This window comes from Streptomyces sp. NPDC096323 (genome assembly GCF_040302845.1).
Lineage (GTDB): Bacteria > Actinomycetota > Actinomycetes > Streptomycetales > Streptomycetaceae > Streptomyces.
Genome location: NZ_JBEOSI010000008.1, coordinates 120481 through 144853, shown reverse-complemented (window position 1 = coordinate 144853; position 24373 = coordinate 120481). Strand labels below are relative to the sequence as shown.

Genomic DNA, 24373 nt, shown 5'->3' with positions numbered 1-24373 from the left:
TGCACTGGTAGGGAACGCCGGCGCCGGACCGGCAGTCCTCGGGAGGAAACGGCCGTGACCATCGGGCTCCAGCACCTGTCGACGACGCGTGGAGCGGGGCTCGCGGGTACGGAGACGGGCGAGGCGGCCGTCCGGGCGCCACGGGTCGGCAACGGGGCGCTGTCCGGCGGCCTGGTGCTGCTGACCGCGCTGATTCTCATCCTCGACATGTGGTCCGGCGACGACCTGCGCCTCGTGCCGCTGCTGGTCGTCGTGCCCGCACTCGTCTCGGTCTTCGCGACGATCCGGCAGACGGTGGGCGTGGCCTCCTGGATCATGGTCGTGGCCGTCACCTCGCGCGTGACGACCGGCGGATCGTTCTGGGACATCACCAGCGGTGTCGTCTTCACGGTGCTCGCCTGTTTCCTCGGCGTCGGCGCCTGCGCCCTGCGCATCCGCCACGCCACCGAGATCGCCAGGCTCCGCTCCGCCGCCGTCGCACTCCAGCGTCAGATCCTGCGCCCGCTGCCCATCCTGACCGACCAGGTCGTCGCCCACGGCACCTATGCGCCGATCGAGGAGGACCGGCTGGTCGGAGGTGACATCTACGAGGTCGTCCAGTCGCCCTACGGCACCCGGGTGATCATCGGTGACGTCCAGGGCAAGGGGCTCGCCGCGATCGGGGCCGGCTTCGCCGTACTCGGCGCCTTCCGTGAGGCGGCGATTCGCGAGCCGTCCCTGACCGGAGTCGTCGACGCCCTGGAGGACGCGGTCGTCCGGCACAACGCCTTCTCCGCGCAGACCGGCGAGGCCGAGCGCTTCGTCACGGCACTGGTGCTCGGTTTCGACGACGACGGGCGCGTGCAGGCCGTCAACTGCGGCCATCTGCCGCCCCGGCTGCTGCACGACTCAGTGGCCTCCCCCGTCCCGCTGCGCCGTACGTCGGTCCCGCTGGGCATGGCGGAGCTCAGCAGTGATGCCCGTCCCTCCGAATGGCTGGACTTCCCGCCCGGCGCGACGCTCCTCATGTTCACCGACGGAGTCACCGAGGCCCGTGACGCGACCGGCACGTTCTACCCGCTGGACACCCGGCTGAGCCGCTGGGCCCGTCTGTGCCCCCGAGAGCTGCTCGACGCGCTCCGCGCCGACCTGGAGGAGTTCTCCGGCGGCGTGCGGCGCGACGACATCGCCGCGCTCGCGCTGCGCCGGGCGCCGTCGAGCGCCCACGCCCCGTCCGCGAGGCCGGGCCACGGCGCGCGGCGCACCGTGGAGACGCTCGGCGGGCGCTGACGGCCCTGCCCGCACCGCGGCCGCACCAGAAAAAAAGCACGCACCAGTGTCCCAGCGCGACTTTTGTCGCGTTGGGACATTTTAGGTGTACGGTGCAGTTATGAACCGGGAACGGAAGACTCCGGAGAGGCGGAGCCGCAAGGCGCGCCGTACCCGGGACACGCTGGCGCAGGCCGCCTTCGAGCTCGTGCTCGACCGGGGCCTGAGGGACGTGACGGTCGAGGAGATCGCGGAACGCGCGGACGTCGACCGGCGCACGTTCAGCCGGTACTTCACGAGCAAGGAAGCCGCCGTCCTGGACTCGGTCCGGGGCGACGGCGACCGGATCAACGACGCCCTGCGGGCCCGCCCCGCGGGCGAACCCCCGCTCACCGCCTACCGCCGGGCCGTTCTGGACTGGCTGGCGGACCCCGGGGCGGAGGCCTGGCACCGCCGCCCGAGGATCTTCGAACTGCTGGTCCTCGCCGAGCGGGAGCCGACCCTCTACGCGGCGTTCCACCACATCCGCGTGGACGCCCAGGAGGACTCGGTCGCCATCGTCGCCGAACGGCTCGGCGCCGACCCGCGGCAGGACATCCGTCCCGCCGTGACGGTCGCCGCCGGAGCCGGCGCGCTCCTCGCCGCCCAGGCCGCCTGGGTGCGCGGAGGCAGCCCCGACGAGTTGCCCCGACTCGTCGAGCAGGCATTCGACGCCCTCGCGGGAGACCTGCTCACGCAGGACCCCGCCGGACCGGCGTCACACAGCACCACGGAAGGACACGCACCCTCATGAGCACCACCACCACCCCCACCCCCGCCGCGCAGGAATTCGCCGGCCGCACCGCCCTCGTCACCGGAGGGGCCTCCGGCATCGGCCTCGCCCTCGCCCACCGGCTCGCCACCGCCGGCGCGTCCGTCGTCGTGGCCGACTACGACCAGCAGAGCGCCCGCAAGGCGGTCGCCGCCCTGGAGAGCACCGGCGCCCAGGCCGCCGCGGTGGCCATGGACGTCACCGACCCCGCCTCCGTCGAAGCGGGTGTGCGGTTCGCCGCCGATACCTTCGGCGCCCTGCACCTCGCCGTGAACAACGCCGGCATCGGCGGCCCGAGCGCCCCGACCGGCGACTACGCCGTCGAGGACTGGAACCGCGTCGTCGCGACCAACCTGAGCGGCGTCTTCTACTCGATGCGCTACGAGCTCCCGGCCATCGTCGCAGCGGGCGGCGGCGCCATCGTCAACATGTCGTCGATCCTCGGCACGAACGGCTTCGCCGGCTCGCCCGCGTACGTCGCGGCCAAGCACGGAGTCGTGGGCCTGACCAAGACGGCCGCCCTGGAGTACGCCGCGCAGAACGTCCGCGTCAACGCCGTCGGCCCCGGCTTCATCGACACCCCGCTGCTCCGCGACACCGAGGGCCCGGCCCGTGACCACCTGATCGCCCTGCACCCGGCGGGACGCCTCGGCACGGCGGAGGAAGTGGCGGAGCTGGCCGCCTTCCTGCTCTCCGACCGCGCCTCCTTCATCCACGGCAGCTACCACCTGGTGGACGGCGGCTACTCCGCCGCCTGAGTGGCGGATGGGGGACAGGGGGGCGAAAAAGAGAACAGCAGAGGTCGAGGAGGACCCACCCATGAAAGCCGTCCAGTACCGCACCATCGGCGCCGCACCCGAGGTCGTCACCGTTCCCGACCCGGAGCCCGGACCCGGGCAGGTGCTGCTGAAGGTCACCGCGACAGGAGTCTGCCACTCGGACATCGCCGTGATGAGCTGGCCCGCCGACCAGTTCCCCTACCCGCTGCCGCTGACCCTCGGCCACGAGGGCGTCGGCACCGTCGCCGCACTCGGTGACGGCGTCACCGGACTCCCGGTCGGCGAGTCCGTGGCGGTCTACGGCCCGTGGGGCTGCGGTACCTGCGTCAAGTGCGCCGAGGGCAAGGAGAACTACTGCCTGCGCGCCCAGGAGCTGGGCATCAACCCGCCCGGCCTGGGATCGCCCGGCGCCATGGCCGAGTACATGATCGTCGACGACCCGCGCCACCTGGTCCCCCTGCGCGGCCTCGACCCGGTGCAGGCCGTGCCGCTCACCGACGCCGGTCTCACCCCGTACCACGCGATCAAGCGCTCCCTGCCGAAGCTGGTCCCCGGCGCGACCGCCGTCGTCATCGGCACCGGAGGCCTCGGCCACGTCGCCATCCAGCTGCTGCGCGCCATGACGGCCGTCCGGGTCATCGCCCTCGACGTCACGGAGGACAAGCTCGCCCTGGCCCGCACCGTCGGCGCGCACGAGACGGTCCTCTCCGACCAGCACGCCGCGGACCGGATCCGCGCACTCACGGGCGGCATCGGCGCCCAGGTGGTCCTGGACTTCGTCGGCGCCCCGCCGACCGTCGCCACGGCCGGCGCCGCGGCCGCTATCGACTCCGACGTCACGATCGTCGGCATCGGCGGCGGAGCCCTTCCCGTGGGCTTCGGCAACCTGCCGTTCAACACGACCGTGACCGCCCCGTACTGGGGTTCCCGCTCCGAGCTGGCCGAGGTGCTCGAACTGGCCCACGCGGGCGCGGTGAACGTCCACGTGGAGACGTACTCACTGGACGAGGCACCGCTGGCGTACGAGCGGCTGCACGACGGCAGGATCAACGGCCGGGCGGTCATCCTCCCCGGCGGCTGACCGGCCCCGCCGCCTTGTCCCACGACGCTGCGGGCCGGAGCGCACACCGCTCTCCGGCCCGCATCGTCATACCCGCGGCCGATGCGCACCGCACCGCCCCGCACGGATACTCGGCGCATGGAATTCGCCGCCATGATGACCCTCCCCGGGCTGGTGATCGGGCTGACCGCCGCCGCCTTCCTCGACCAACTGCTGCTCCGGGCGGGAAAGGCCGGCCTGTTGCCGTGGCGCAACAGCGCCCGCCAGGGCCAGATCTCGGCGACCGGATTCGAGCAGCTGCACGCGACGTTCTCGCCCGGCAAGCAGAGCGAGCTCGAGGAACGCCAGAGCGCGCTGCTGCTGCGCGACGACGAGGAGGACGGCGCCCCGCCCCACCGCTCCACGGTCGACCTCGACGGCGGGCTCGCCGTCATCCGCCTGCGACAGCAGTGATGGCAGCCGCCTCCCGGCGCCCGTAAATCACCTGGAGGCGCCCGCGCCGCCCCCGTTACACTCCCCTCATGGGTTCGTACGCGTACTACTTCTTCCGCTGACTCCGGCCAGGGCCGCCGCCGCGCGCCGCCGGGCCGTCACCCTGTGACGTCCGGGGCCACGCCCCGCGCCGCCCTCCCCTCGGACCGTCCGGAAGCCCCGCCCGCCGTGCCCTGTCCTGGGCCGCCGAGGCACGCACCCCCCAGGGAACCGCCACCATGCCCCTCCCGCACGATCACGCCCAGCTGAGCCTCAAGGACGTCTCCAAGGCGTACGGAGACCGCGCCGTCCTCGACCAGGTGTCGCTCACCGTCCGCCCCGGCGACCACGTCGGTGTCATCGGCGAGAACGGATCCGGGAAGTCCACCCTGCTGCGGCTGATCGCCGGTGCCGAGACTCCGGACAGCGGCGAGATCACCGTCCGCTTCCACGGCGGCACCGGCTACCTCTCCCAGACGCTCGCCCTCGACCCCACTCGCACCGTCCAGGACGCCGTCGACGCCGCCCTCGCGGGACTGCGCACGCTGGAGCGGCAGATCCATGCCGCCGAAGTGGCACTCGCCGCCCCCGGCGGCGCCGACGACGCCCAACTGGCCACGTACGGGAACCTGCTGACGGAGTACGAGGAACGAGGCGGATACCGAGCCGACGCCCGGACCGAGGCCGCGCTGCACGGCCTCGGACTCGCACACGTCACCCGCGAGCGCACGCTCGGCAGCCTCTCCGGGGGTGAACAGTCCCGGCTCGCGCTCGCCTGCGTCCTGGCGTCCGGCCCCGAACTGCTGCTCCTCGACGAGCCGACCAATCACCTGGACCTGCGGGCCGTCACCTGGCTGGAGGACCAGCTGCGCGCCCACCGCGGCACTCTCGTCGTCATCACCCACGACCGCGCCTTCCTGGAGCGGACCACCAGCGTCATCGTCGAGGTCGACCGGGATCTGCGCAGCGTCGCCCGGTACGGCGACGGCTGGGACGGCTACCGGGCGGCGAGGGCGGCGGCACGCCGCCGCTGGGCACAGGACCACCAGGAGTGGCTGGACGAACTGGCCCGTACCGAAGAACTCGTGAACGCCTCCGGACAGCGGCTCGCCGCCACAGGTAAGGACCCCGGGGAGGGCTGGGGCAAGCATCGCCGCTCCCACGAGTCGAAGCTGTCCGGCCAGGTCCGAGCGGCCAGAGCACGGCTGGAGGGGCTGCGCAGGGAGCCGGTACCGGCACCGCCCCGGCCGTTGCGGTTCTCCGCCGGGCTGACCCTGGCCTCCGACGGCGACAGCAACCCCGGGCCGCTGGTGGAGCTCGCGTCCGTAGCGGTGGGCGACCGGCTGGACCTGCCCGCGCTCCGGGTGGACAGCGGGCAGCGCCTGTTGGTCGGCGGGCCCAACGGCGCCGGGAAGTCGACTCTGCTCAGGGTCCTCGCGGGCGACCTCGCCCCCGACACGGGCACCGTGCGGCGCCGGGCCCGGATCGGCTACCTCCCGCAGGAGCTCCCCGCCCGGCCGACCCGCCGCACCCTGCTGGACACCTTCGCCGCCGGACGGCCAGGCCACGCCGACGAGTACACCGACCTGCTCCTCGCGCTCGGCCTCTTCCGCCCGGACGACCTGACCGTCCCGGTAGCCGCGCTCTCCGTCGGACAGCAGCGCAGGCTGGCACTGGCCCGGCTGGTCACCCGGCCCGCCGATCTGCTGGTGCTGGACGAACCGACCAACCACATCGCACTCGCCCTGGTCGAGGAGCTGGAGGCGGCGCTGGCGGCGTACAAGGGAGCCGTCGTGGTCGTCTCGCACGACCGCAGCTTCCAAAGGCGCTTCACCGGCGACCGGCTGGAACTCCGGGCGGGCCGGCCCGTGGCACGCGCCTGACCACAGGCAACGCACGACGGCGGGGGCGGAGACCGGCTCAGCCCCCGCCGTCGTGCGCGGCGGGTGTCTGTCCGCCCGCCAGATGATCCCGCAGCCGGTCCACGAAGACCCGCTGCCCCTTGACCAGCCGCTCGGCCGCGACCTCGGGCGCGCACCAGGCGAACCGGTCGATCTCCGGGAAGTCCCGGAGCACACCGGACCCCCGGGGCCACTCCAACGTGAACGTCCCCGGAACCGCCGCCGCCGGATCGAGGTCGGCCTCCACCGCCCACACCGTCACGGTCTTGCCGCTCGCCTGGCGCGACTCGCCCAGAGCCACCCACACGCCGTCCGGCAAGGGATGGCCGAACTCCTCCTCGAACTCCCGCCGGGCCGCCGCCTCCGCCTCCTCCTCGGCCCCGTACTCGCCCTTGGGCACCGACCACGCCGCACTCTCCCGGCGCGCCCAGAACGGGCCGCCCATGTGCCCAATGAGGACCTCGAAGCCGGTGCCGCCGCGGCGGAACAGAAGGAGGCCGGCGCTGTGGGGTGCCATGGCGTCAAGTGTGGGCGCAGCAGCCGGGAAAGGCCCGGACGACAGGCCGCCTACACCTTGCGGTAGTCGTACGCCTCCGAGGCGGCGGCCGCCACCGCGTCGAGGTCGCCGCCGGCCGAGGCGGTGACCACGGCGGCCACCGCGCCCTCCACGAAGGGCGCGTCGACCAGCCGGGCCCCGTCCGGGAGTTCGTCGCCCTCGGCCAGCATCGCCTTCACCGTCAGCACGGCGCTGCCCAGGTCGACGAGGACGGCGACCCCCGCGCCCCCGTCGACGGTCCGGGCGGCCTCCGCGATGAGTTCCGCGCTCGTCCCGAGCCCGCCCGCGGGTGTGCCGCCGGCCGCGGCCACCGGCGCCGTCGCCCCGCCCGCCGCGAGCCCCCTCGCGAGCTCCGCGACCGCCTCGGCCACCGGCCCGCTGTGCGACACCAGCACGATCCCGACCTGCTTGTCCGCGCTCACGCGTCACCTCCGGCCGCCGCGGCGCTCTCCGCCAGCGCGGCGATCAACAGGGCGGCCGATGTGGCCCCCGGGTCCTGATGCCCGATACTCCGTTCACCCAGATAACTGGCCCGGCCCTTGCGCGCCTGCAGCGGGACCGTTGCCTCCGCGCCCGCCAGGGCGGCGTCCCGGGCCGCCTCGAACGACGTGCCGAGCGCCTCGACGGCCGGCAGCAGCGCATCGAGCATCGTCTTGTCACCGGCCTGCGCCCCGCCCAGCTGGGACACCGCCGCCACCCCCTCCCCGAGCGCCCGCGCGAGCTCATCGGCGCCGACGGCCGGCGCGTCGCCCAGCGCCTTGCCCGTGCGCCGCAGCAACGTCCCGTACAGCGGCCCGGACGCCCCGCCCACGGTCGAGATCAGCTGCCTGCCGGCCAGCATCAGGACGGCGCCCGGTGTCCCGGGCGGCTCCTTGTCCAGGGCGGCGGCGACCGCGGTGAACCCGCGCTGCAGATTGCTGCCGTGGTCGGCGTCCCCGATGGCCGAGTCGAGTTCGGTCAGACGGGCCGCCTCACGGTCGACGGAGGCAGCGGTCGTGGACATCCAGCGGTGGAAGAAATCGGCGTCGAGCACATGCGCTCCTCGGTACGTCGGACGGATCGGCATTCCCGCGAGGGGCCGTACGGGTCAACGGCCCCAGCGCAGTGCGGGCGTCTGCACCGGCGCGTCCCAGAGCCGTACCAGCTCCTCGTCCACCTGGCAGAGCGTCACCGAACAGCCCGCCATGTCGAGCGAGGTCACATAGTTCCCCACGAGGGTACGGGCCACCACGACGCCGCGCTCGGAGAGCACCCGCTGCACCTCGGCGTTGAATCCGTACAGTTCCAGCAGCGGTGTCGCGCCCATCCCGTTGACGAGTGCGATGACCGGGCTCTGCGGCCGCAGGTCCTCCAGCACCGCGTCCACCGCGAAGTCGGCGATCTCCCGGGAGGTCATCATCGGACGCCGTTCCCGTCCCGGCTCGCCGTGGATGCCCACCCCGAGTTCGAGCTCGCCGGGCGGCAGATCGAAGGTCGGGGAGCCCTTGGCGGGCGTGGTGACCGATGTCAGCGCCACCCCGAAACTGCGCGACGCCTCGTTGACCTGCCGCGCGAGGGCCGCCACCCGCTCCAGCGGCGCACCCTCCTCCGCCGCGGCTCCGGCGATCTTCTCGACGAACAGAGTGGCTCCGGTGCCTCGCCGCCCTGCCGTGTAGAGGCTGTCGCTCACCGCCACGTCGTCGTTCACGAGTACCTGGGCGACCCGCACGCCCTCCTCGTCGGCGAGTTCGGCGGCCATTTCGAAGTTGAGCACGTCACCGGTGTAGTTCTTCACGACGAACAGCACGCCCGCGCCGCTGTCCACCGCGGCGGCGGCCCGCAGCATCTGATCCGGTACGGGTGAGGTGAACACCTCGCCGGGGCACGCGGCCGACAGCATGCCGGGGCCGACGAACCCGGCATGGAGCGGTTCGTGCCCGGACCCGCCCCCGGACACCAGGGCGACCTTCCCGGCCACGGGTGCGTCGCGTCGTACGACGACACGGTTCTCCACGTCCACGGTCAGTTCGGGATGGGCGGCGGCCATGCCGCGCAGCCCGTCGGCGACCACGGTTTCGGGGACGTTGATCAGCATGCGCAACGGAATCTCCCAGGAAGGCTGTCGGCGCTGGACCACCACCGTAGGACGCCGAAGGCCCCGTGCGAAGAACCGCACGCGTCCGCTCGTACCCGAGGTCCGTCGTGCGACCGGAAAATGACGAGCCCTCCGGTGCCGGGCCGCATACCGTCAGCGGCTGGGCCGCATCGAGGAGGGTACGTGGTGAGCGCAGGTGAACCGTCGGAGAAGGAGACGACGACGGTGGCGGCCGGGGAGCCTGTTTCCCTCCCGCTCCGCAGGAATCGCGCCTACCGCATCTTTCTGGTGATCCAGGCCCTGTCCGCCCTCGGGGACTCCTTCTCGTACGTGGCGATTCCGCTCCTGGTGCTGCACAGCACGGGGTCGGTGGTTCAGATGGGGGTCGTCACCGGTCTCACCGGAGTCGCCTCGATCGTCACCGGAGTGTTCGCCGGTGTGATCGCGGACCGGTTCGACCGCAGACGGCTCCTGATGATCAGCGACGCCGCCCGCTGTGTGCTCTACGCGATCGTCCCGCTGGTCTGGTTGTTCGCGACGCCGATCTGGCTGATCTACACCCTCGTGCCGGTCGTCGGGGTCTTCTCCATGCTCTTCCAGGTCACCTACGTGACCGTGGTCCCGGCCCTCGTGGCGCCGGACCAGATCGCGCGAGCCAACGGTCATCTGTTCGCCACCTTCGCCGTCGCCGGAGTCGCCGGCCCGGCACTCGCCGGCTTCGTGGCCGCGGCCGCGGGTCCGGCCGCCGCCATCGGCATCGACTCCGTCACCTTCGCGGTCTCCGCCATCGGCGTGCTGTTCGTCAGGATCCGCCCGGCCCCGCGCGTCGACGCGGACGCGGACAGTGCCGGACGGGGCGCGGTGCGGCGGGAGTTCCTGGCGGGTGCGCGGTTCCTGTGGGCGCATCCGGTCCTCCGCCCGCTGACCGTGCTGCTGTCGTTGCTGACCTTCCTCACCTATGGGATGACGGACCTCGTGATCTATCTCCTGAAGCACGATCTCGGCCACGGCGACACCACGGTCGGCTATGTGCTGGCGGCGGGTACGGTCGGCACGTTCATCGCCTCCGCCGTGGTCGCCCGGGTCCGTGCGCGGATGGGGTTCGGGGCGAGCTGGATCGTGGCCTTCGTGCTCGCCGGGGTGGCCGTCGCCTGCCTGGGGCTGTCGCGGAGCGTGCCGGTGATCGCCGTCCTGATGACGGTGAACGTCATGTGCACCGGTGTCGCAGGCATCTCCTCCATGTCGCTCCGCCAGGAGGTGACCCCGAGCCGGCTGCTTGGCCGGGTCACCTCCACGTTCTGGACCCTCCACTCGGCCCTCGGCCCCCTGGGCGCGGCGGCTGCCACGGCGGCCGCGGCCGGTTTCGGCGTCACCGCGGTCTTCGTCGTCGCCGGCATCGCCATGGTGTGCATCGCGCTGACCGGCACGTTGACGGGCATCGCCCAGTACGCTGGCGGGCGCCGGTGTGCTTCCACCCCTCCAGCGGACAGGTGATCCGACTTGCTGTACATCGCGTTCCTTCGCGGGATGAACGTGCCGGGCCGCTCGGTGAAGATGGAGTATCTGCGCAGTCTGTTCACGGACATGGGGTTCGGTTCCGTACGCAGCTACATCCAGAGCGGAAACGTCTTCTTCGAGTCCGACGAGACGGACCGGGGCGTGCTCGGCGCGCGCATCCGTGACCACCTCACGCAGACACTCGGCTACGAGGTCGCGGTCTGTCTGCGTACGGTGCCCGAGCTGGAGGCGCTGATCGCGCTCGACCCGTTCAAGGACGTCACGGTCACCGACGACCTGCGCTGCTGCGTGGTGTTCACGACCGAACCGGTCGATCCGGGGCTCGCGCTGCCGATGCTCTCCCCGAAGAAGGACATGGAGATCATCGGCAGTGCCGGAAGCGACGCCTTCGTCGTCTGGTACCTGATCAACGGCAGGGCGCCCGCCGCGAAGGGCTTCCAGGAGCGCGTCCTGGGCCACGACGCGACGACGCGCTACTTCCACACCGTCGTGAAGATCCTCGACGCGGCCAGGAAGGGCGCGGCCTGACGGACGGGCCAGGCAGCCGACCCGCGGGCGGACTGGCCGGAGACTGCGGCGGCGCCGGCCGCCCTCCGCCTCACAGCGGAACGACCGTCGCCTCCGTGGCCTTGACGCCGGTCCACACCGCAACCCCGTCGGCGAGGCCGAGTTCGGCGGCGGCCTGCGGAGTGATCTCGGCGACGAGATCCGGGGCCTGGTCCGACGCGACCAGAACCCGCAGCCGGCTCCCGCTGGACGTGATCTCCCGGACCGTTCCGGGCCAGACGTTACGGGGGCTGCCGCCCGGCCTCTCGCGGTGCACGGAGACGGCTTCCGGCGCGATCACCGCGAGCGCCGGAGTGCCGACGGGCAGCGGTTCGGCCACGACGAGCCGGCCGCCGCCGGCCAGGTCGAGCCCCTCAGCGGTGGCCGTGCCCGGCCAGGCGTTGCGGCCCAGCATCCGGGCCACCCAGGGGGAGCGGGGATGACGGGTCACCTCGGCCGGTGGCGCGTCCTGCAGGGCCCGGCCGTCGGCGAGAACGAGGACCCGGTCGGCGAGGGACACCGCTTCCACGGGGTCGTGCGTGACGATCAGACAGACGCCCCCGAAGCCGTCGAGATGGGTGCGCAGCGTGTGCCGCACCTGGGCGCGGGTGGTCTGGTCGAGTGCGGCGAGCGGCTCGTCCAGGAGCAGCAGCCGGGGCCGGGCGGCGAGAGCCCGGGCGAGGGCGACGCGCTGCGCCTGCCCGCCGGAGACCTGGGACGGGCGGCGCGCCGAGAGGTGGCCGACGCCGAGCCGGTCCAGCCATTCCTGGGCGCGGCGGCGGGCCTCGCGGTGCGGCACCCCGCGGGCGCGGAGCCCGTACGCCGTGTTGCCGAGGGCCGTCAGGTGCGGGAACAGTGCGCCGTCCTGCGGCACCCAGGCGACGCCGCGCCGGTGCGGGGGAAGGTCGCTGACGTCGATGTCCCCGAGGCGCAGCCGGGCGCGGGAGCGTGGCGTGAGGCCGAGCAGCGCTCGCAGCAGGGTGGTCTTGCCCGCGCCGTTGGGCCCGACGACGGCCAGGGTGGTGCCGGGTCCGGCGCTGAGCGTCAGCTGGTTGAACCCGGTGACCTCGGCGTGCAGCGGCCACTCCTCCCGTACCGCCTCCTCGGCGGGGACCGCCGGTGCGATGAACGTCGGCGGTTCCTCCGTGGCCGGTGCCGGAGGGCGGGCGCGGCGGGGCGGCGCTCCCGTCCAGCGTCCGCGCAGCGCGATCAGCACCATCATCGCGAGGGCCAGCAGCAGCAGCGAGACCGAGGTGGCGGCCTCGGGGGACTCCTGGAGCAGCAGGTACACCTGGAGCGGAAGGGTCTGGGTGGTCCCCGGCAGGTTGCCCGCGAAAGTGATGGTCGCACCGAACTCGCCGAGTGCCCGGGCCCAGGTCAGGGCGGCTCCGGCGGCCAGCCCCGGCGCGACCATGGGCAGGGTCACCGTGAGGAAGACCCGCAACGGCGAGGCGCCCAGCGAGGCGGCCGTCTCCTCGTACCGCGCGTGCAGTCCGCCCAGCGCCCCTTCGAGGCTGATGACCAGGAACGGCATCGCCACGAAGGTCGCCGCGAGGACCGTACCGGAGGTGTGGAAGGGGAGGGTGATGCCGAAGGTGTCCTCCAGCCACGGGCCGAGGAGACCGCGGCGGCCGAAGGCCAGCAGGAGTGCGACACCGCCCACGGTCGGTGGCAGCACCATCGGCAGAAGGACGAGTGAGCGGACGAACGCCTTGCCGGGGAAGTCGGTCCTCGCCAGCAGCCATGCCAGCGGGACACCGAGGACGAGCGAGAGACCGAGCGACCAGAACGACACGACGAGGGAGAGCCGCAGCGCCTCGGTCGTGCCCGGGCTGCTGAGATGGGCTCCGATGTCGCCCCAGGACGTGCGGGCGAGGATCCCGATCAGGGGCATCATCAGGAAGGCGATGGCGAGCAGCGCGGGGATCGCCAGGGCGATGGGCGTGCGGGGGCCCGCCGGGCGGCCGCGGAGACGTTTCATCGTGGATCCCTGGAGCTTCGGCGGACGGGTCGCCGCCCGTGAGGTACGTACGGTGGCGCGCGGTGGGCCGGACGGGAGGGCTGGTGCGCGTACGGTGGCGCGCGGTGGGCCGGACGGCAGCGCGGGTCAGGTGCGGTCGATGTGCACGCTGGTCGACTTCACCCGGGCGGTCGCCGTCATGCCGACCTCGAGACCGAGCTCCTCGACGGCTTCCCGGGTCAGCAGCGACACGAGCCGGTGCGGACCGGCCTGGATCTCCACCTGCGCCGCCACGTCCCCCAGCTTCACCGCGGTGACGATGCCCGGGAAGGCGTTGCGCGCGGAGGTGTACGAGACCTCCTCGTCGCCGGCCCCGTTCTGCGCGACCTCGACGGAGAACGCGGCCAGGTCGCGGCCGTCGATCAGGCGGCGCCCGCCCTCCTCGCGGTGGGTGGCGACGCGGCCGGCATCCGCCCAGCGCCGCGCGGTGTCCGGGCTGACGCCCAGCAGACGGGCGGCCTGCCCAATGGTGTAGGACTGCATCTGCCGCACTCTAGGCCCCATAAAGTTGCAGTTGCAAGCATTTATCGCGGAATTCTTGGCAGGTGGCCGAAATCACCGTCCGGTGCTCCGGGTGGCCCTGTCGGGATGAGGAATCGGGGCGTGCGCCCTAGTGTGCGAGCCATGGCTGAGAGTGCGGGGTACCGGGGTTCCGGGGGGCGGGATACGGGCTCCGTCGCCGGACCGGACGCCCCCGACCCCCGGCGGTGGAAGGCGCTCGCGGTCTGCCTGGTCGCCGGGTTCATGACCCTCCTGGACGTGTCCATCGTCAATGTGGCCCTGCCCTCGATCCGGGAAGGGCTGCACACCCCCGAGTCCGATCTCCAGTGGGTGCTCTCGGGATACGCGCTCGCCTTCGGCCTCTTCCTGATCCCCGCCGGGCGCCTCGGTGACGCGCGGGGGCGCCGCGCGGTGTTCATGGCCGGGCTGGTGCTCTTCACCCTGTCGTCAGCGGCCTGCGGTGCCGCCCAGTCCAGTACCTGGCTGGTGGTCGCCCGGCTGGTCCAGGGGCTGGCCGGTGGCCTGGTCTCGCCGCAGGTCTCCGCTCTCATCCAGCAGATGTTCTCGGGCCGCGAGCGGGGCCGGGCCTTCGGCATGTTCGGCACGGTGGTCGGCATCTCCACCGCCGTCGGCCCGCTGCTCGGCGGGCTGCTCATCCAGGCGGCGGGGGCCGAGGAGGGCTGGCGCTGGGTGTTCTACGTCAACCTGCCGCTCGGGCTCGTCTGTCTCCTGCTGGCCCGGCGGCTGCTCCCGGACACCCCCTCCGCGGGTCCGGTGCGGCTGCGGGACCTCGACCCCCTGGGAATCCTGCTGCTGGGCGCAGGGGTACTGGCGCTGCTGCTGCCCTTCGTCCAGGCGCATCAGTGGCCGGGCAACGGGAAGTGGCTGCTCCTGGTGGTCGCCGCCGTCCTGCTCGCCGCGTTCGTCGGCTGGGAGTCCCGGTGCGGTCGCCGCGGCACCCAGCCCGTCGTCGACCTCAGACTCTTCCGGGTCCGCTCCTACTGGCTGGGCTGCCTGCTGGTCCTGTTGTACTTCGCCGGGTTCACCTCGATCTTCTTCATCACCACGCTGTACCTGCAGAGCGGGCTGCACTACACCGCGCTGCAGGCGGGCCTGGCGATCACCCCGTTCGCCCTCGGGTCCGCCGTCGCCGCGGGACCCGGCGGCAGACTGGTCGGCCGGTACGGGCGTCCGCTCGTCGTCGCGGGCATGTCCACCGTCGCGGTCGGACTGGCGGCCACCGCGCTCGCCGTCCACCTGGTGCCCGGCCGGGGCGCCGGATGGGCGATGGCCGCCCCTCTGCTGGTGGCCGGACTGGGCAGCGGCCTGGTCATCGCACCCAACCAGACCCTGACCCTGTCGCAGGTGCCGGTGGCCACCGCGGGGAGCGCCGGCGGCACCCTGCAGACCGGCCAGCGCGTCGGTTCCGCGATCGGGATCGCCGCCGTCGGCTCGGTGTTCTTCGCCCAGGCCGGCTCCGCGGCCTGGTCCACCGCCTACGACCACGGGCTCATCGTCTCGGTCGCGTTCGTGCTCGCCGGACTCCTCGTGGCGCTGGCCGACGTACGCGGGACCCGGCGGGGCAGGAACCGTACACAGCAACAGTCCGCTCCCTCACGGGCCGATCCCAAGGAGACGCGATGAACGACCAGGACAGCACGGCACCGGACGACAGCAGCGCACAGGACGGCAACAGTTCGTACGGGCACAAGCCCTTCAAACGGTCCCGGAGCCATTTCGCCGACCGCATCACCGCGGACGGGCGCGACGGCTGGCCCGTCGAGGCGGGCCGCTACCGCCTCGTCGTCAGCCGGGCCTGCCCCTGGGCGAGCCGCTCCCTTGTCTCCCGCAGGCTGCTGGGGCTGGAGAGCGCCCTGTCGCTCGCCGTCGCCGATCCGCTGCAGGACGACCGCAGCTGGCGCTTCACCCTGGACCCGGACGGCCGGGACCCGGTGCTCGGCATCCGCTATCTGAGCGAGGCGTACGACGCCAGGGAGCGCGGCTACCCCGGCGGCGTCAGCGTCCCCGCGATCGTCGACGTCCCGAGCGGCAGGCTGGTCACCAACGACTACCAGCGGATCACCCTGGACCTCGCCACCGAATGGACCGCGCTGCACCGCCCCGGAGCACCCGACCTCTACCCGGAGCCGCTCCGCGAAGAGATCGACGAGGTGATGGACGGGATCTACCGCGACATCAACAACGGCGTCTACCGGGCCGGGTTCGCGGACAGCCAGAGCGCGTACGAGAACGCCTACGAGGCACTCTTCAGCCGCCTGGACCAGGTGTCGGAACGGCTGAAGGACCGCCGCTACCTCGTCGGCGACACGATCACCGAGGCCGACATCCGCTTCTTCACCACACTGGTGCGCTTCGACGCCGTCTACCACGGCCACTTCAAGTGCAACCGCACCAAACTGGCCGAGGACCCGGTCCTGTGGGCGTACACCAGGGACCTCTACCAGACCCCGGGATTCGGGGACACGGTCGACTTCCACCACATCAAGCAGCACTACTACCGCGTCCACACCGGCATCAACCCCACCGGCATCGTGCCCGTCGGGCCCGATCTCTCCGGGTTCCTGACCCCTCACCACCGCGAGCAGCTCGGCGGCCGGCCGTTCGGCGACGGCACCCCGCCCGGCCCCGTTCCGGCGGGCGAACAGGTCCCGCCGCGGCACCGGCCCTGAGCGGGCCTACACCGTCTCGTCCAGGCGGTCGGCATAGTGCTCGATCGCCCGGCCGTACGCACGGACCCGGGGGTCCGCGGCTGTGGCCGCCGTCACCTTGAGCAGCGTGCCCACGGCCTCCCGTGCCTCGCCGAGGTTGTACAGCGTCATGGCGAGGAAGGTGCGCAGGGCGGCATCCTCCGTGAACTCCGCCAGTCCGCTGTCGAGCACGGCGCGCGCCTCCTCGTAGCGCCCCAGGACGCGCAAGGTGCTGCCCAGTCCCAGGAAGGCTCCGTGACGGTCCTCGGCCGCGAGTCCCGTGCCGTCCAGTGCCCGCTCGTAGAACGGCACTGCCTGCGCCTCCAGGCCGAGGGAGTCATGTGCCCACGCCGTCTGGTAGGCGATCCCGGCGTGGCCGGGGCGGCCGGCGGCCAGGCTCAGCAGCCGCTCGTGCGCCTGGGGCGTCCGCTCCTCGCGCAGCCGTACCGCCTCCGCCAGTGCTTCGTCGCGTTCGGTGTCCTTTTCCATGCCGCCGCACGCTGCCATGGCCGGCCGGCGACAGCAAATGCGCCGTGCGGCGGCGGTACGGCCGGTTCCGGGCGGGCCGGGGCAGGGCCCTGTCGAGTCGTGCGCGATCACGAGATATCTTGATGTCAAGCAATGTTGCAGACGTGGAGCGGAGCACAGGGTGACTGACTCGACCATCATCTATACACACACCGACGAGGCCCCGGCCCTGGCGACGTATTCGTTCCTGCCCGTGGTCGAGGCCTATGCCTCGAAGGCCGGGGTCACCGTGGAGAGCCGTGACATCTCCCTGGCGGGCCGGATCATCGCCAGTTTCCCCGACCACCTCGAGGAGAACCAGCGCATCGACGACGCTCTCGCCGAGCTGGGCGCGCTGGCCACCACCCCCGGTGCCAACATCATCAAGCTGCCGAACGTCTCGGCCTCGATCCCGCAGCTGAAGGCCGCGATCGCAGAGCTGCAGGGGCAGGGCTACGCGCTTCCGGACTACCCGGACGACCCGCAGAGCGACGCGGACAAGGACGTCCGCGCCCGCTACGACAAGATCAAGGGCAGCGCGGTCAACCCGGTCCTGCGTGAGGGCAACTCCGACCGCCGCGCCCCCGCGTCGGTCAAGAACTACGCCAAGAACCACCCGCACCGCATGGGTGCCTGGACGGCCGACTCGAAGACGAACGTCGCCACCATGGGCGTCGACGACTTCCGCTCCACCGAGAAGTCCGCCGTGATCGCCGAGCCCGGCTCGCTGCGCATCGAGCTCGTGGGCGACGACGGCACCACCACGGTGCTCCGCGAGTCCGTACCCGTGCTGGCCGGCGAGGTCGTGGACGCGGCCGTCATGCGCGTCGCCGCGCTGCGTGAGTTCTTCACCGCACAGATCGCCCGGGCCAAGTCCGAGGACGTGCTGTTCTCCGTCCACCTCAAGGCCACGATGATGAAGGTCTCCGACCCGATCATCTTCGGCCACGTGGTCCGCGCCTTCTTCCCGAACACCTTCGCCAAGTACGGCGACGTCCTCGCCGCCGCGGGCCTCACCCCGAACGACGGCCTCGGCGGGATCCTCAAGGGCCTCGACTCGGTGCCTCACGTCGGAGCCGAGATCAAGGCCTCCTTCGAGGCCGAGCTCGCCGAGGGCCCCGCCCTGGCGATGGTCGACTCGGACAAGGGCATCACCAACCTGCACGTCCCCAGCGACGTCATCGTCGACGCCTCCATGCCGGCCATGATCCGCACCTCCGGCCACATGTGGGGCCCGGACGGCCAGGAGGCCGACACCATCGCCGTCCTGCCGGACAGCAGCTACGCCGGTGTCTACCAGGTCGTCATCGACGACTGCCGTGCGCACGGCGCCTTCGACCCGTCGACCATGGGCTCGGTGCCCAACGTCGGCCTGATGGCGCAGAAGGCCGAGGAGTACGGCAGCCACGACAAGACCTTCGAGATCCCCGCCACGGGCACGGTGCGGGTCGTCGACACCGCCGGCAACACCGTCCTGGAGCAGGCCGTGGGCGCCGGTGACATCTTCCGGATGTGCCAGACCAAGGACCTGCCGATCCAGGACTGGGTCAAGCTCGCCGTCACCCGCGCCCGCGCGACCGGCAACCCGGCCGTGTTCTGGCTCGACGAGGACCGCGCGCACGACGCCGAGCTCATCAAGAAGGTCAGGACGTACCTGGCCGACCACGACACCGACGGTCTGCAGATCGAGATCCTCACCCCGGAGAAGGCCACCGCCTTCTCGCTCGAGCGCATCCGCCGCGGCGAGGACACCATCTCGGTGACCGGCAACGTGCTGCGTGACTACCTCACCGACCTGTTCCCGATCCTGGAACTCGGCACCAGCGCGAAGATGCTCTCCGTCGTGCCCCTGATGAACGGCGGCGGCCTGTTCGAGACGGGCGCCGGCGGCTCCGCGCCCAAGCACGTCCAGCAGCTCGTCAAGGAGAACTACCTCCGCTGGGACAGCCTGGGCGAGTTCCTCGCCCTCGCCGTCAGCTTCGAGCACCTCGCGCAGACCACGGACAACGCGCGCGCCCAGGTCCTCGCCGACACGCTGGACCGGGCCACCGCCACGTTCCTCAACGAGGACAAGTCGCCCAGCCGCAAGCTCGGCGGCATCGACAACCGCGGCAGCCACTTCTACCTCGCCCTGTACTGGGCCCAGGAGCTGGCGCAGCAGAACGCCGACGCCGAGCTCGCGACGGCGTTCGCCCCGCTCGCCAAGACGCTGGCCGAGCAGGAGCAGACCATCGTCGGCGAGCTGATCGCCGTCCAGGGCGAGCCGGCCGACATCGGCGGCTACTACCAGCCCGACCCGGCCAAGGCGGCGGCCATCATGCGCCCGTCGGCCACGTTCAACCAGGCGATCGCGAGCCTCGCCTGAGGTGATCCGGGCGCGGGGCCCGCTCCTCTTCCCGCCCGCACCTTGTGACAGCTCCGCCCCGGCCGGCCTTCCGTCGACCGGGGCGGAGCTGTTTCGTCATCCTCGCGCGTGAGAAGGCCGGGGTGGACCTGGGGACACCCTGACGGGTGAAAGTGACGCCGTGACGGGTGCCGGGCCGCGCCCGGACGGACCGTGGCTGGTTTGCTGCAACCGGAAACACGCGCGGCGCGCGGGAAGGGCCGTTCGGCCGACTCCGCTGGAGCGGCGCAACGCCGGGTGCGCAGTCCACCCGCGGATGACAACCGAAGGAGCGTCCCAGTGACGACGACGGGAACAACAGGGCCGACGGACGAAGAGGAGTCGTACGCCAACGAACTTCCGGTACACAGCAGGGAGCCGGGAAACGTCGTCGTCAAGTGGCTGACCACCACCGACCACAAGACGATCGGCTCGCTGTACCTGATCACGTCGTTCGGGTTCTTCATCTTCGGCGGGGTGCTGGCGCTCTTCATGCGGGCCGAGCTGGCCCGTCCGGGCACGCAGATCATGTCGAACGAGCAGTTCAACCAGGCGTTCACGATGCACGGCACGATCATGCTGCTGATGTTCGCGACGCCGCTGTTCGCCGGGTTCACCAACTGGATCATGCCGCTGCAGATCGGTGCGCCCGATGTGGCGTTCCCGCGACTGAACATGTTCGCGTACTGGCTGTACCTCTTCGGCTCCCTCATCGCGGTGGCCGGCTTCCTCACCCCGAACGGCGCGGCCGACTTCGGCTGGTTCGCCTACTCCCCGCTGACGGACTCCGTGCGCTCCGCGGGGGTCGGTGGTGACCTGTGGATCATGGGGCTGGCCTTCTCCGGCTTCGGCACGATCCTCGGCTCGGTCAACTTCATCACCACGATCATCTGCATGCGCGCACCCGGCATGACGATGTTCCGCATGCCGATCTTCACCTGGAACGTCCTGCTGACCGCTGTGCTGGTCCTGCTGGCCTTCCCGGTGCTCGCCGCGGCGCTCCTGGCGCTCGAGGCCGACCGGAAGTTCGGTGCCCACGTCTTCGACGCGGCCAACGGCGGCCCGATCCTGTGGCAGCACCTCTTCTGGTTCTTCGGGCATCCGGAGGTGTACATCATCGCGCTCCCGTTCTTCGGGATCGTCACGGAGATCATTCCCGTCTTCAGCCGTAAACCGGTGTTCGGCTACATCGGTCTCGTGGCCGCGACGATCTCCATCGCCGGTCTCTCGGTCACCGTGTGGGCGCACCACATGTTCGTCACCGGTGCGGTGCTGCTGCCGTTCTTCTCCTTCATGACGTTCCTCATCGCGGTGCCCACCGGGGTGAAGTTCTTCAACTGGATCGGCACGATGTGGAAGGGCTCGCTGTCCTTCGAGACGCCGATGCTCTGGTCCACCGGATTCCTCGTGACGTTCCTCTTCGGCGGTCTGACCGGAATCATCCTGGCCTCGCCGCCGCTGGACTTCCACGTCTCCGACTCGTACTTCGTGGTCGCGCACTTCCACTACGTCGTCTTCGGCACCGTGGTGTTCGCCATGTTCGCCGGATTCCACTTCTGGTGGCCCAAGTTCACCGGCAAGATGCTGGACGAGCGGCTCGGGAAGATGACCTTCTGGACGCTGTTCGTCGGGTTCCACGGCACGTTCCTGGTGCAGCACTGGCTGGGCGCCGAGGGCATGCCGCGTCGTTACGCGGACTACCTGGCCGCGGACGGTTTCACCGCGCTGAACACGATCTCGTCGATCTCCTCGTTCCTGCTCGGCCTCTCGATGCTGCCGTTCCTCTACAACGTATGGAAGACGGCGAAGTACGGAAAGCTGGTCGAGGCCGACGACCCGTGGGGCTACGGCCGTTCGCTGGAGTGGGCGACCTCGTGCCCGCCGCCGCGGCACAACTTCGTCACCATGCCCCGGATCCGTTCCGAATCCCCGGCCTTCGACCTCCACCACCCGGCCGTACGTGAGCTCGAGGAGGCCGCCACCCGCCCCGACCGCTCCGTGACGGTGGCACCGGGGGACAAGCAGGCATGAGCAGGAGGGCCGGGGGAGAGGAGAGGCGCATGGGTACCGATCCCGAAAAGGACAGCGCGCGCGGCCTGGCCCAGATGGAGGGCTACCTGCTGTGGAACGCCGAGATCGCACAGGCGCGCAGGCGCGCCCGTCGTTTCACGGACCAGCTGCCGTGGCTGACGACGGCCCAGCGCGAGGACGTGGAGCGCGTCTACACGGCCGACCGGGCCGCCGCCTCGCGGGCGATGCTCGTGCGCGTCTCGGCCCGCGCCGCCGAACTGCGCGCCGAGTACAGCGAGCGCTACCGCAGGCTCAGGGCGCGCTGCGTCGCCGCCGCCGTGCTCGCGAGCACGGCAGGAGGCGCCTGCACCGCCTGGACGTACCTGGCCAGATGACCCGGCCGAGGTCGTCCGTTCCGCCGTCCCAGCAGGCGGACTCGCGCCCGCTTCGTAAAGATGAGAGGTGACGGGCGCGTGTGACGGGGCAGGCGAACGGACGACCGTGCAGACCCCGAGAAGGGACGAACACTGTGGCACGACCCAGGATTCTCGTTGTCGGAGCCGGATTTGCCGGGGTCGAGTGCGTACGCCGTCTGGAGCGCGGGCTCCGCCCGGGTGAAGCGGACATCGTGCTCGTCGCCCCGTTCTCGTACCAGCTCTACCTGCCCCTGCTGCCCCAGGTCGCCTCCGGCGTCCTCACCCCGCAGTCGGTCGCGGTGTCACTGCGACGGAGCAGCCGGCACCGCACCCGCATCATTCCCGGCGGGGCGATCGGAGTGGACCCCAAGGCGAAGGTCTGTGTCGTCCGCAAGATCACGGACGAGGTGGTCTACGAGCCGTACGACTACATCGTGCTCAGCCCGGGCAGCGTCACCCGCACGTTCGACATCCCCGGGCTGCTCGACAACGCCCGCGGCATGAAGACACTGGCCGAGGCGGCCTACGTACGGGACCACGTGATCGCCCAGCTCGACCTCGCGGACGCCAGCGGCGACGAGGAGGAGCGGGCTTCCCGGCTGCAGTTCGTGGTGGTCGGCGGCGGATACGCGGGCACCGAGACTGCGGCCTGTCTGCAGCGCCTCACCAGCAGCGCAGTGCGTCACTATCCGCGCCTCGACCCGAAACTGATCAAGTGGCACCTGATCGACATCGCCCCGAAGCTGATGCCCGAACTGGGCGACAAGCTCGGGCAGAGCGCGCTGAAGGTACTGCGGGAGCGCGGCATCGAGGTGTCGCTGGGCGTCTCGATCGCCGAGGCGGGCCCGGAGAAGGTGAAGTTCACCGACGGCAGGGAACTGCCCTGCCGCACGCTGATCTGGACGGCGGGCGTCGCCGCGAGTCCGCTCGTCTCCACCTTCGACGCGGAGACGGTACGCGGCAGGCTGGCGGTCACTCCCGAGATGAGCCTGCCCGGATTCGACGGCATGTTCGCCCTCGGCGACGTGGCGGCCGTGCCGGACCTCGTCAAGGGGGACGGCGCGGTATGCCCGCCGACGGCCCAGCACGCCATGCGCCAGGGCCGCAGGCTCGCCGACAACCTGCTGGCGACGCTCCGGCACCAGCCGACGCGGCCGTACGTCCACAAGGATCTCGGACTCGTCGTGGACCTCGGCGGCAAGGACGCCGTCTCCAAGCCCCTCGGCATCGAAATGCACGGGATCACCGCCCAGGCCGTGGCCCGCGGCTACCACTGGTCGGCGCTGCGGACCAATGTGGCGAAGGCGCGCGTCATGGCCAACTGGCTGATCAACGCGGCGGCGGGCGACGACTTCGTCCGTACGGGATTCCAGGCCCGCAAGCCCGCGACACTGCGGGACTTCGAGTACACGGACAGCTATCTCTCGCCGGACCAGGTCCGTGAGCACACCGCGTCCCTGAACGCCCGGATGAGGTGATCCGGCGCCGGGCCCTCTCAGGCCGACGGTACGGTGGTGCGGATCAGGCGCAGGAAGGCGGCGTTGTCCCCGGTCTTGCGGACCCGGTCCAGCAGCGTCTCCAGCGAGGTCTGCGCGTCCCTGGAGTGCAGGGCCCGGCGCAGTCCCCGTACCGCCGTCAACTCGTCAGCGGACACGAGGAGTTCGTCGCGACGGGTGCCTGACGCGGCGATGTTCACCGCGGGGTGGATGCGCTTCTCGGCCAGTGAGCGGTCGAGCCGGAGCTCCATGTTGCCGGTGCCCTTCAGCTCCTCGAAGAAGTACTCGTCCGCCCGGGAGCCGGTGTCGACGAGCGCCGTGGCCAGAATGGTCAGGGAGCCGGCCTCCTCGGTGAGGCGGGCGGCCCCGAAGAGCCGCTTGGGACCGGTCAGCGCGGCGGCGTCCACACCGCCGCTGAGGGTGCGCCCGCCGTTGCCCGCGGCGTTGTTGTGGGCGCGGCAGAGCCGGGTGAGCGAGTCCAGCAGGATGACGACGTCGCGGCCCTGCTCGACCAGCCTCTTGGCGCGTTCGAGGGCGAGATCCGCGAGGGTGATGTGTTCCCTGGCGGGCCGGTCGAACGTCGAGGCGTAGACCTCGCCGCGTACCGAGCGGCGCATGTCGGTGACCTCCTCGGGCCGTTCGTCGAGGAGCACCACCATCAGATGGGACTCGGGGTGGTTCTCGGCGACGGCGGCCGCGATCTGCTGGAGGAGGACCGTCTTTCCGGTCCTGGGCGGAGCGACGATCAGCCCGCGCTGTCCCTTGCCGATCGGGGCGACGAGATCGACGATACGCGTCGAGGGGCCGCCGGACGGTGTCTCCAGGCGCAGTCGCTGCCGGGGGTGGAGCGGGGTGAGGTCGCGAAAGTGCGGGCGGCCGCGCAGCGACTGCGGGGCGAGCCCGTTGACGCGGACGACGGCGCCGAGGACACCGCGCCGCTCGCAGACGCCCTCGACGGCATCGCCCTTGCGCAGGCCGTACCGGCGGACGAGTGCCGCGGAGACCTGTACGTCCCCGGGCGCCGGATGGCCGGCCGTCGAGCGCAGAGAACCGTGCCCCTGCTGCGTGAGGTCGAGGATGCCGGCGGCGGCCGTGGCGGCAGGCCGGGAGGCGGTGGTGACGGGGTGTTCGAGTGTGGTGGTCATGCGGGGTGGTCCTTTCGCGGACATGCGAATGAAGGGGCCCGGCTGGGACGGGGCGGAGAACTCACGCCCCGGACGACGGGCAGGGAAAGACCGGTGGGAGAGCCCGGACCGGACTGAAAGAAGTAATGCGAGGAAGCTGGATCGCCGGGTCGAAAACGACGGGCGCATCAGCGTGGTGAGGTGAATCGGTACCGCAGCCTGAACAGGAAACAGCCTCTACGAG

General features: G+C 71.5%; 22 protein-coding genes. 14 read left to right on the top strand and 8 right to left on the bottom strand.

The genetic code is table 11. The features are described 5' to 3' along the window. The first annotated feature begins 54 nt into the window (after nt 1-54). From ABTX18_RS22910 to abc-f, 6 genes are all read left to right on the top strand, one after another. Complete coding sequence (locus ABTX18_RS22910; RefSeq protein WP_352124591.1) at nt 55-1269, top strand: PP2C family protein-serine/threonine phosphatase; 1215 nt, start codon at nt 55-57, stop codon at nt 1267-1269. 100 nt (nt 1270-1369) lie between these two features. After that, nucleotides 1370-2041, top strand: coding sequence for a TetR family transcriptional regulator (locus ABTX18_RS22905; RefSeq protein WP_352124590.1), 672 nt, complete (start codon nt 1370-1372; stop codon nt 2039-2041). Continuing rightward, the gene (locus tag ABTX18_RS22900; protein ID WP_352124589.1) at nt 2038-2817 is read left to right on the top strand and encodes an SDR family NAD(P)-dependent oxidoreductase; all 780 of its coding nucleotides are present in this window, start codon (nt 2038-2040) and stop codon (nt 2815-2817) included. Before ABTX18_RS22905 ends, ABTX18_RS22900 begins: the two co-directional genes overlap by 4 nt. 61 nt (nt 2818-2878) lie before the next feature. Next, the gene (locus ABTX18_RS22895) at nt 2879-3919 is read left to right on the top strand and encodes an NAD(P)-dependent alcohol dehydrogenase (RefSeq protein WP_352124588.1); all 1041 of its coding nucleotides are present in this window, start codon (nt 2879-2881) and stop codon (nt 3917-3919) included. A 117-nt stretch (nt 3920-4036) separates the two neighbouring features. After that, nucleotides 4037-4351, top strand: coding sequence for a DUF6191 domain-containing protein (locus tag ABTX18_RS22890; protein WP_352124587.1), 315 nt, complete (start codon nt 4037-4039; stop codon nt 4349-4351). 257 nt (nt 4352-4608) lie between these two features. Continuing rightward, the gene (gene abc-f, locus ABTX18_RS22885; protein WP_352124586.1) at nt 4609-6252 is read left to right on the top strand and encodes a ribosomal protection-like ABC-F family protein; all 1644 of its coding nucleotides are present in this window, start codon (nt 4609-4611) and stop codon (nt 6250-6252) included. Between the two features lie 37 nt (nt 6253-6289). Here abc-f and ABTX18_RS22880 read toward each other — a convergent pair whose 3' ends face one another. From ABTX18_RS22880 to dhaK, 4 genes are read right to left on the bottom strand one after another with little or no spacing between them, the layout of a single operon-like run. Continuing rightward, entirely contained in the window at nt 6290-6787 is a 498-nt protein-coding gene (locus ABTX18_RS22880) for an NUDIX hydrolase (protein WP_352124585.1), read from the bottom strand. A gap of 50 nt (nt 6788-6837) precedes the next feature. Then, on the bottom strand, nt 6838-7248 hold the full coding sequence (locus ABTX18_RS22875) for a PTS-dependent dihydroxyacetone kinase phosphotransferase subunit DhaM (RefSeq protein ID WP_352124584.1): 411 nt from the start codon (nt 7246-7248) through the stop codon (nt 6838-6840). Further along, nucleotides 7245-7859 (bottom strand): dihydroxyacetone kinase subunit DhaL, encoded by a 615-nt coding sequence (dhaL, locus tag ABTX18_RS22870; protein WP_352124583.1) that lies wholly within the window; start codon nt 7857-7859, stop codon nt 7245-7247. The genes ABTX18_RS22875 and dhaL overlap by 4 nt, the downstream gene beginning before the upstream one ends. Before the next feature lie 54 nt (nt 7860-7913). Beyond that, a complete protein-coding gene (gene dhaK, locus ABTX18_RS22865) occupies nt 7914-8906 on the bottom strand; it encodes a dihydroxyacetone kinase subunit DhaK (RefSeq protein WP_352124582.1) in 993 nt (330 codons plus the stop codon). 180 nt (nt 8907-9086) lie between these two features. On the opposite strand from dhaK, the gene ABTX18_RS22860 reads away from it, so the two are divergent. Together ABTX18_RS22860 and ABTX18_RS22855 are read left to right on the top strand one after the other, a co-directional pair. Then, entirely contained in the window at nt 9087-10394 is a 1308-nt protein-coding gene (locus ABTX18_RS22860; RefSeq protein WP_352124581.1) for an MFS transporter, read from the top strand. Nucleotides 10395-10400: 6 nt separating this feature from the next. Continuing rightward, nucleotides 10401-10946: a DUF1697 domain-containing protein gene (locus ABTX18_RS22855; RefSeq protein ID WP_352124580.1), complete on the top strand. Its 546-nt coding sequence runs from the start codon at nt 10401-10403 to the stop codon at nt 10944-10946. 70 nt (nt 10947-11016) lie between these two features. On the opposite strand, the gene ABTX18_RS22850 is transcribed toward ABTX18_RS22855, so the two are convergent. Both ABTX18_RS22850 and ABTX18_RS22845 read right to left on the bottom strand, forming a co-directional pair. After that, nucleotides 11017-12945, bottom strand: a complete 1929-nt coding sequence (locus ABTX18_RS22850; RefSeq protein ID WP_352124579.1) for an ABC transporter permease — start codon at nt 12943-12945, stop codon at nt 11017-11019. Nucleotides 12946-13071: 126 nt separating this feature from the next. Next, entirely contained in the window at nt 13072-13467 is a 396-nt protein-coding gene (locus ABTX18_RS22845) for a TOBE domain-containing protein (protein WP_352124578.1), read from the bottom strand. Between the two features lie 141 nt (nt 13468-13608). Here ABTX18_RS22845 and ABTX18_RS22840 point away from each other — a divergent pair, with 141 nt between their 5' ends. Both ABTX18_RS22840 and ABTX18_RS22835 read left to right on the top strand, forming a co-directional pair. After that, nucleotides 13609-15129 (top strand): MFS transporter, encoded by a 1521-nt coding sequence (locus ABTX18_RS22840; protein ID WP_352124577.1) that lies wholly within the window; start codon nt 13609-13611, stop codon nt 15127-15129. Continuing rightward, nucleotides 15126-16175: a glutathione S-transferase family protein gene (locus ABTX18_RS22835; RefSeq protein WP_352124576.1), complete on the top strand. Its 1050-nt coding sequence runs from the start codon at nt 15126-15128 to the stop codon at nt 16173-16175. Before ABTX18_RS22840 ends, ABTX18_RS22835 begins: the two co-directional genes overlap by 4 nt. A 6-nt stretch (nt 16176-16181) precedes the next feature. Here the strand turns inward: ABTX18_RS22835 and ABTX18_RS22830 are convergent, their stop codons facing one another. After that, nucleotides 16182-16682, bottom strand: a complete 501-nt coding sequence (locus ABTX18_RS22830; protein WP_352124575.1) for a tetratricopeptide repeat protein — start codon at nt 16680-16682, stop codon at nt 16182-16184. Nucleotides 16683-16842: 160 nt separating this feature from the next. Here ABTX18_RS22830 and ABTX18_RS22825 point away from each other — a divergent pair, with 160 nt between their 5' ends. The 4 genes from ABTX18_RS22825 (at nt 16843) to ABTX18_RS22810 (ending at nt 22987) form a co-directional block, all read left to right on the top strand. Continuing rightward, nucleotides 16843-19065, top strand: a complete 2223-nt coding sequence (locus tag ABTX18_RS22825) for an NADP-dependent isocitrate dehydrogenase (protein ID WP_352124574.1) — start codon at nt 16843-16845, stop codon at nt 19063-19065. Between the two features lie 318 nt (nt 19066-19383). Then, the gene (gene ctaD / locus ABTX18_RS22820) at nt 19384-21114 is read left to right on the top strand and encodes an aa3-type cytochrome oxidase subunit I (RefSeq protein WP_352124573.1); all 1731 of its coding nucleotides are present in this window, start codon (nt 19384-19386) and stop codon (nt 21112-21114) included. Between the two features lie 29 nt (nt 21115-21143). After that, nucleotides 21144-21488: a hypothetical protein gene (locus tag ABTX18_RS22815; RefSeq protein WP_352124572.1), complete on the top strand. Its 345-nt coding sequence runs from the start codon at nt 21144-21146 to the stop codon at nt 21486-21488. A gap of 134 nt (nt 21489-21622) precedes the next feature. Next, complete coding sequence (locus ABTX18_RS22810) at nt 21623-22987, top strand: NAD(P)/FAD-dependent oxidoreductase (RefSeq protein WP_352124571.1); 1365 nt, start codon at nt 21623-21625, stop codon at nt 22985-22987. A 17-nt stretch (nt 22988-23004) separates the two neighbouring features. Here ABTX18_RS22810 and rho read toward each other — a convergent pair whose 3' ends face one another. Next, the gene (rho, locus tag ABTX18_RS22805) at nt 23005-24150 is read right to left on the bottom strand and encodes a transcription termination factor Rho (RefSeq protein WP_352124570.1); all 1146 of its coding nucleotides are present in this window, start codon (nt 24148-24150) and stop codon (nt 23005-23007) included. Between the last annotated feature and the right edge of the window lie 223 nt (nt 24151-24373).

Excerpts from the sequence above, each read along its gene's own strand:
- ABTX18_RS22830 (WP_352124575.1), bottom strand. The coding sequence starts at position 16,682 with ATGGAAAAGGACACCGAACGCGACGAAGCACTGGCGGAGGCGGTACGG.
- rho (WP_352124570.1), bottom strand. The coding sequence starts at position 24,150 with ATGACCACCACACTCGAACACCCCGTCACCACCGCCTCCCGGCCTGCC.
- ABTX18_RS22840 (WP_352124577.1), top strand. The coding sequence starts at position 13,609 with ATGGCTGAGAGTGCGGGGTACCGGGGTTCCGGGGGGCGGGATACGGGC.
- ABTX18_RS22900 (WP_352124589.1), top strand. The coding sequence starts at position 2,038 with ATGAGCACCACCACCACCCCCACCCCCGCCGCGCAGGAATTCGCCGGC.
- ABTX18_RS22905 (WP_352124590.1), top strand. The coding sequence starts at position 1,370 with ATGAACCGGGAACGGAAGACTCCGGAGAGGCGGAGCCGCAAGGCGCGC.
- ABTX18_RS22890 (WP_352124587.1), top strand. The coding sequence starts at position 4,037 with ATGGAATTCGCCGCCATGATGACCCTCCCCGGGCTGGTGATCGGGCTG.
- ABTX18_RS22845 (WP_352124578.1), bottom strand. The coding sequence starts at position 13,467 with ATGCAGTCCTACACCATTGGGCAGGCCGCCCGTCTGCTGGGCGTCAGC.
- ABTX18_RS22895 (WP_352124588.1), top strand. The coding sequence starts at position 2,879 with ATGAAAGCCGTCCAGTACCGCACCATCGGCGCCGCACCCGAGGTCGTC.
- abc-f (WP_352124586.1), top strand. The coding sequence starts at position 4,609 with ATGCCCCTCCCGCACGATCACGCCCAGCTGAGCCTCAAGGACGTCTCC.
- ABTX18_RS22880 (WP_352124585.1), bottom strand. The coding sequence starts at position 6,787 with ATGGCACCCCACAGCGCCGGCCTCCTTCTGTTCCGCCGCGGCGGCACC.
- ABTX18_RS22835 (WP_352124576.1), top strand. The coding sequence starts at position 15,126 with ATGAACGACCAGGACAGCACGGCACCGGACGACAGCAGCGCACAGGAC.
- ABTX18_RS22815 (WP_352124572.1), top strand. The coding sequence starts at position 21,144 with ATGGGTACCGATCCCGAAAAGGACAGCGCGCGCGGCCTGGCCCAGATG.
- ABTX18_RS22850 (WP_352124579.1), bottom strand. The coding sequence starts at position 12,945 with ATGAAACGTCTCCGCGGCCGCCCGGCGGGCCCCCGCACGCCCATCGCC.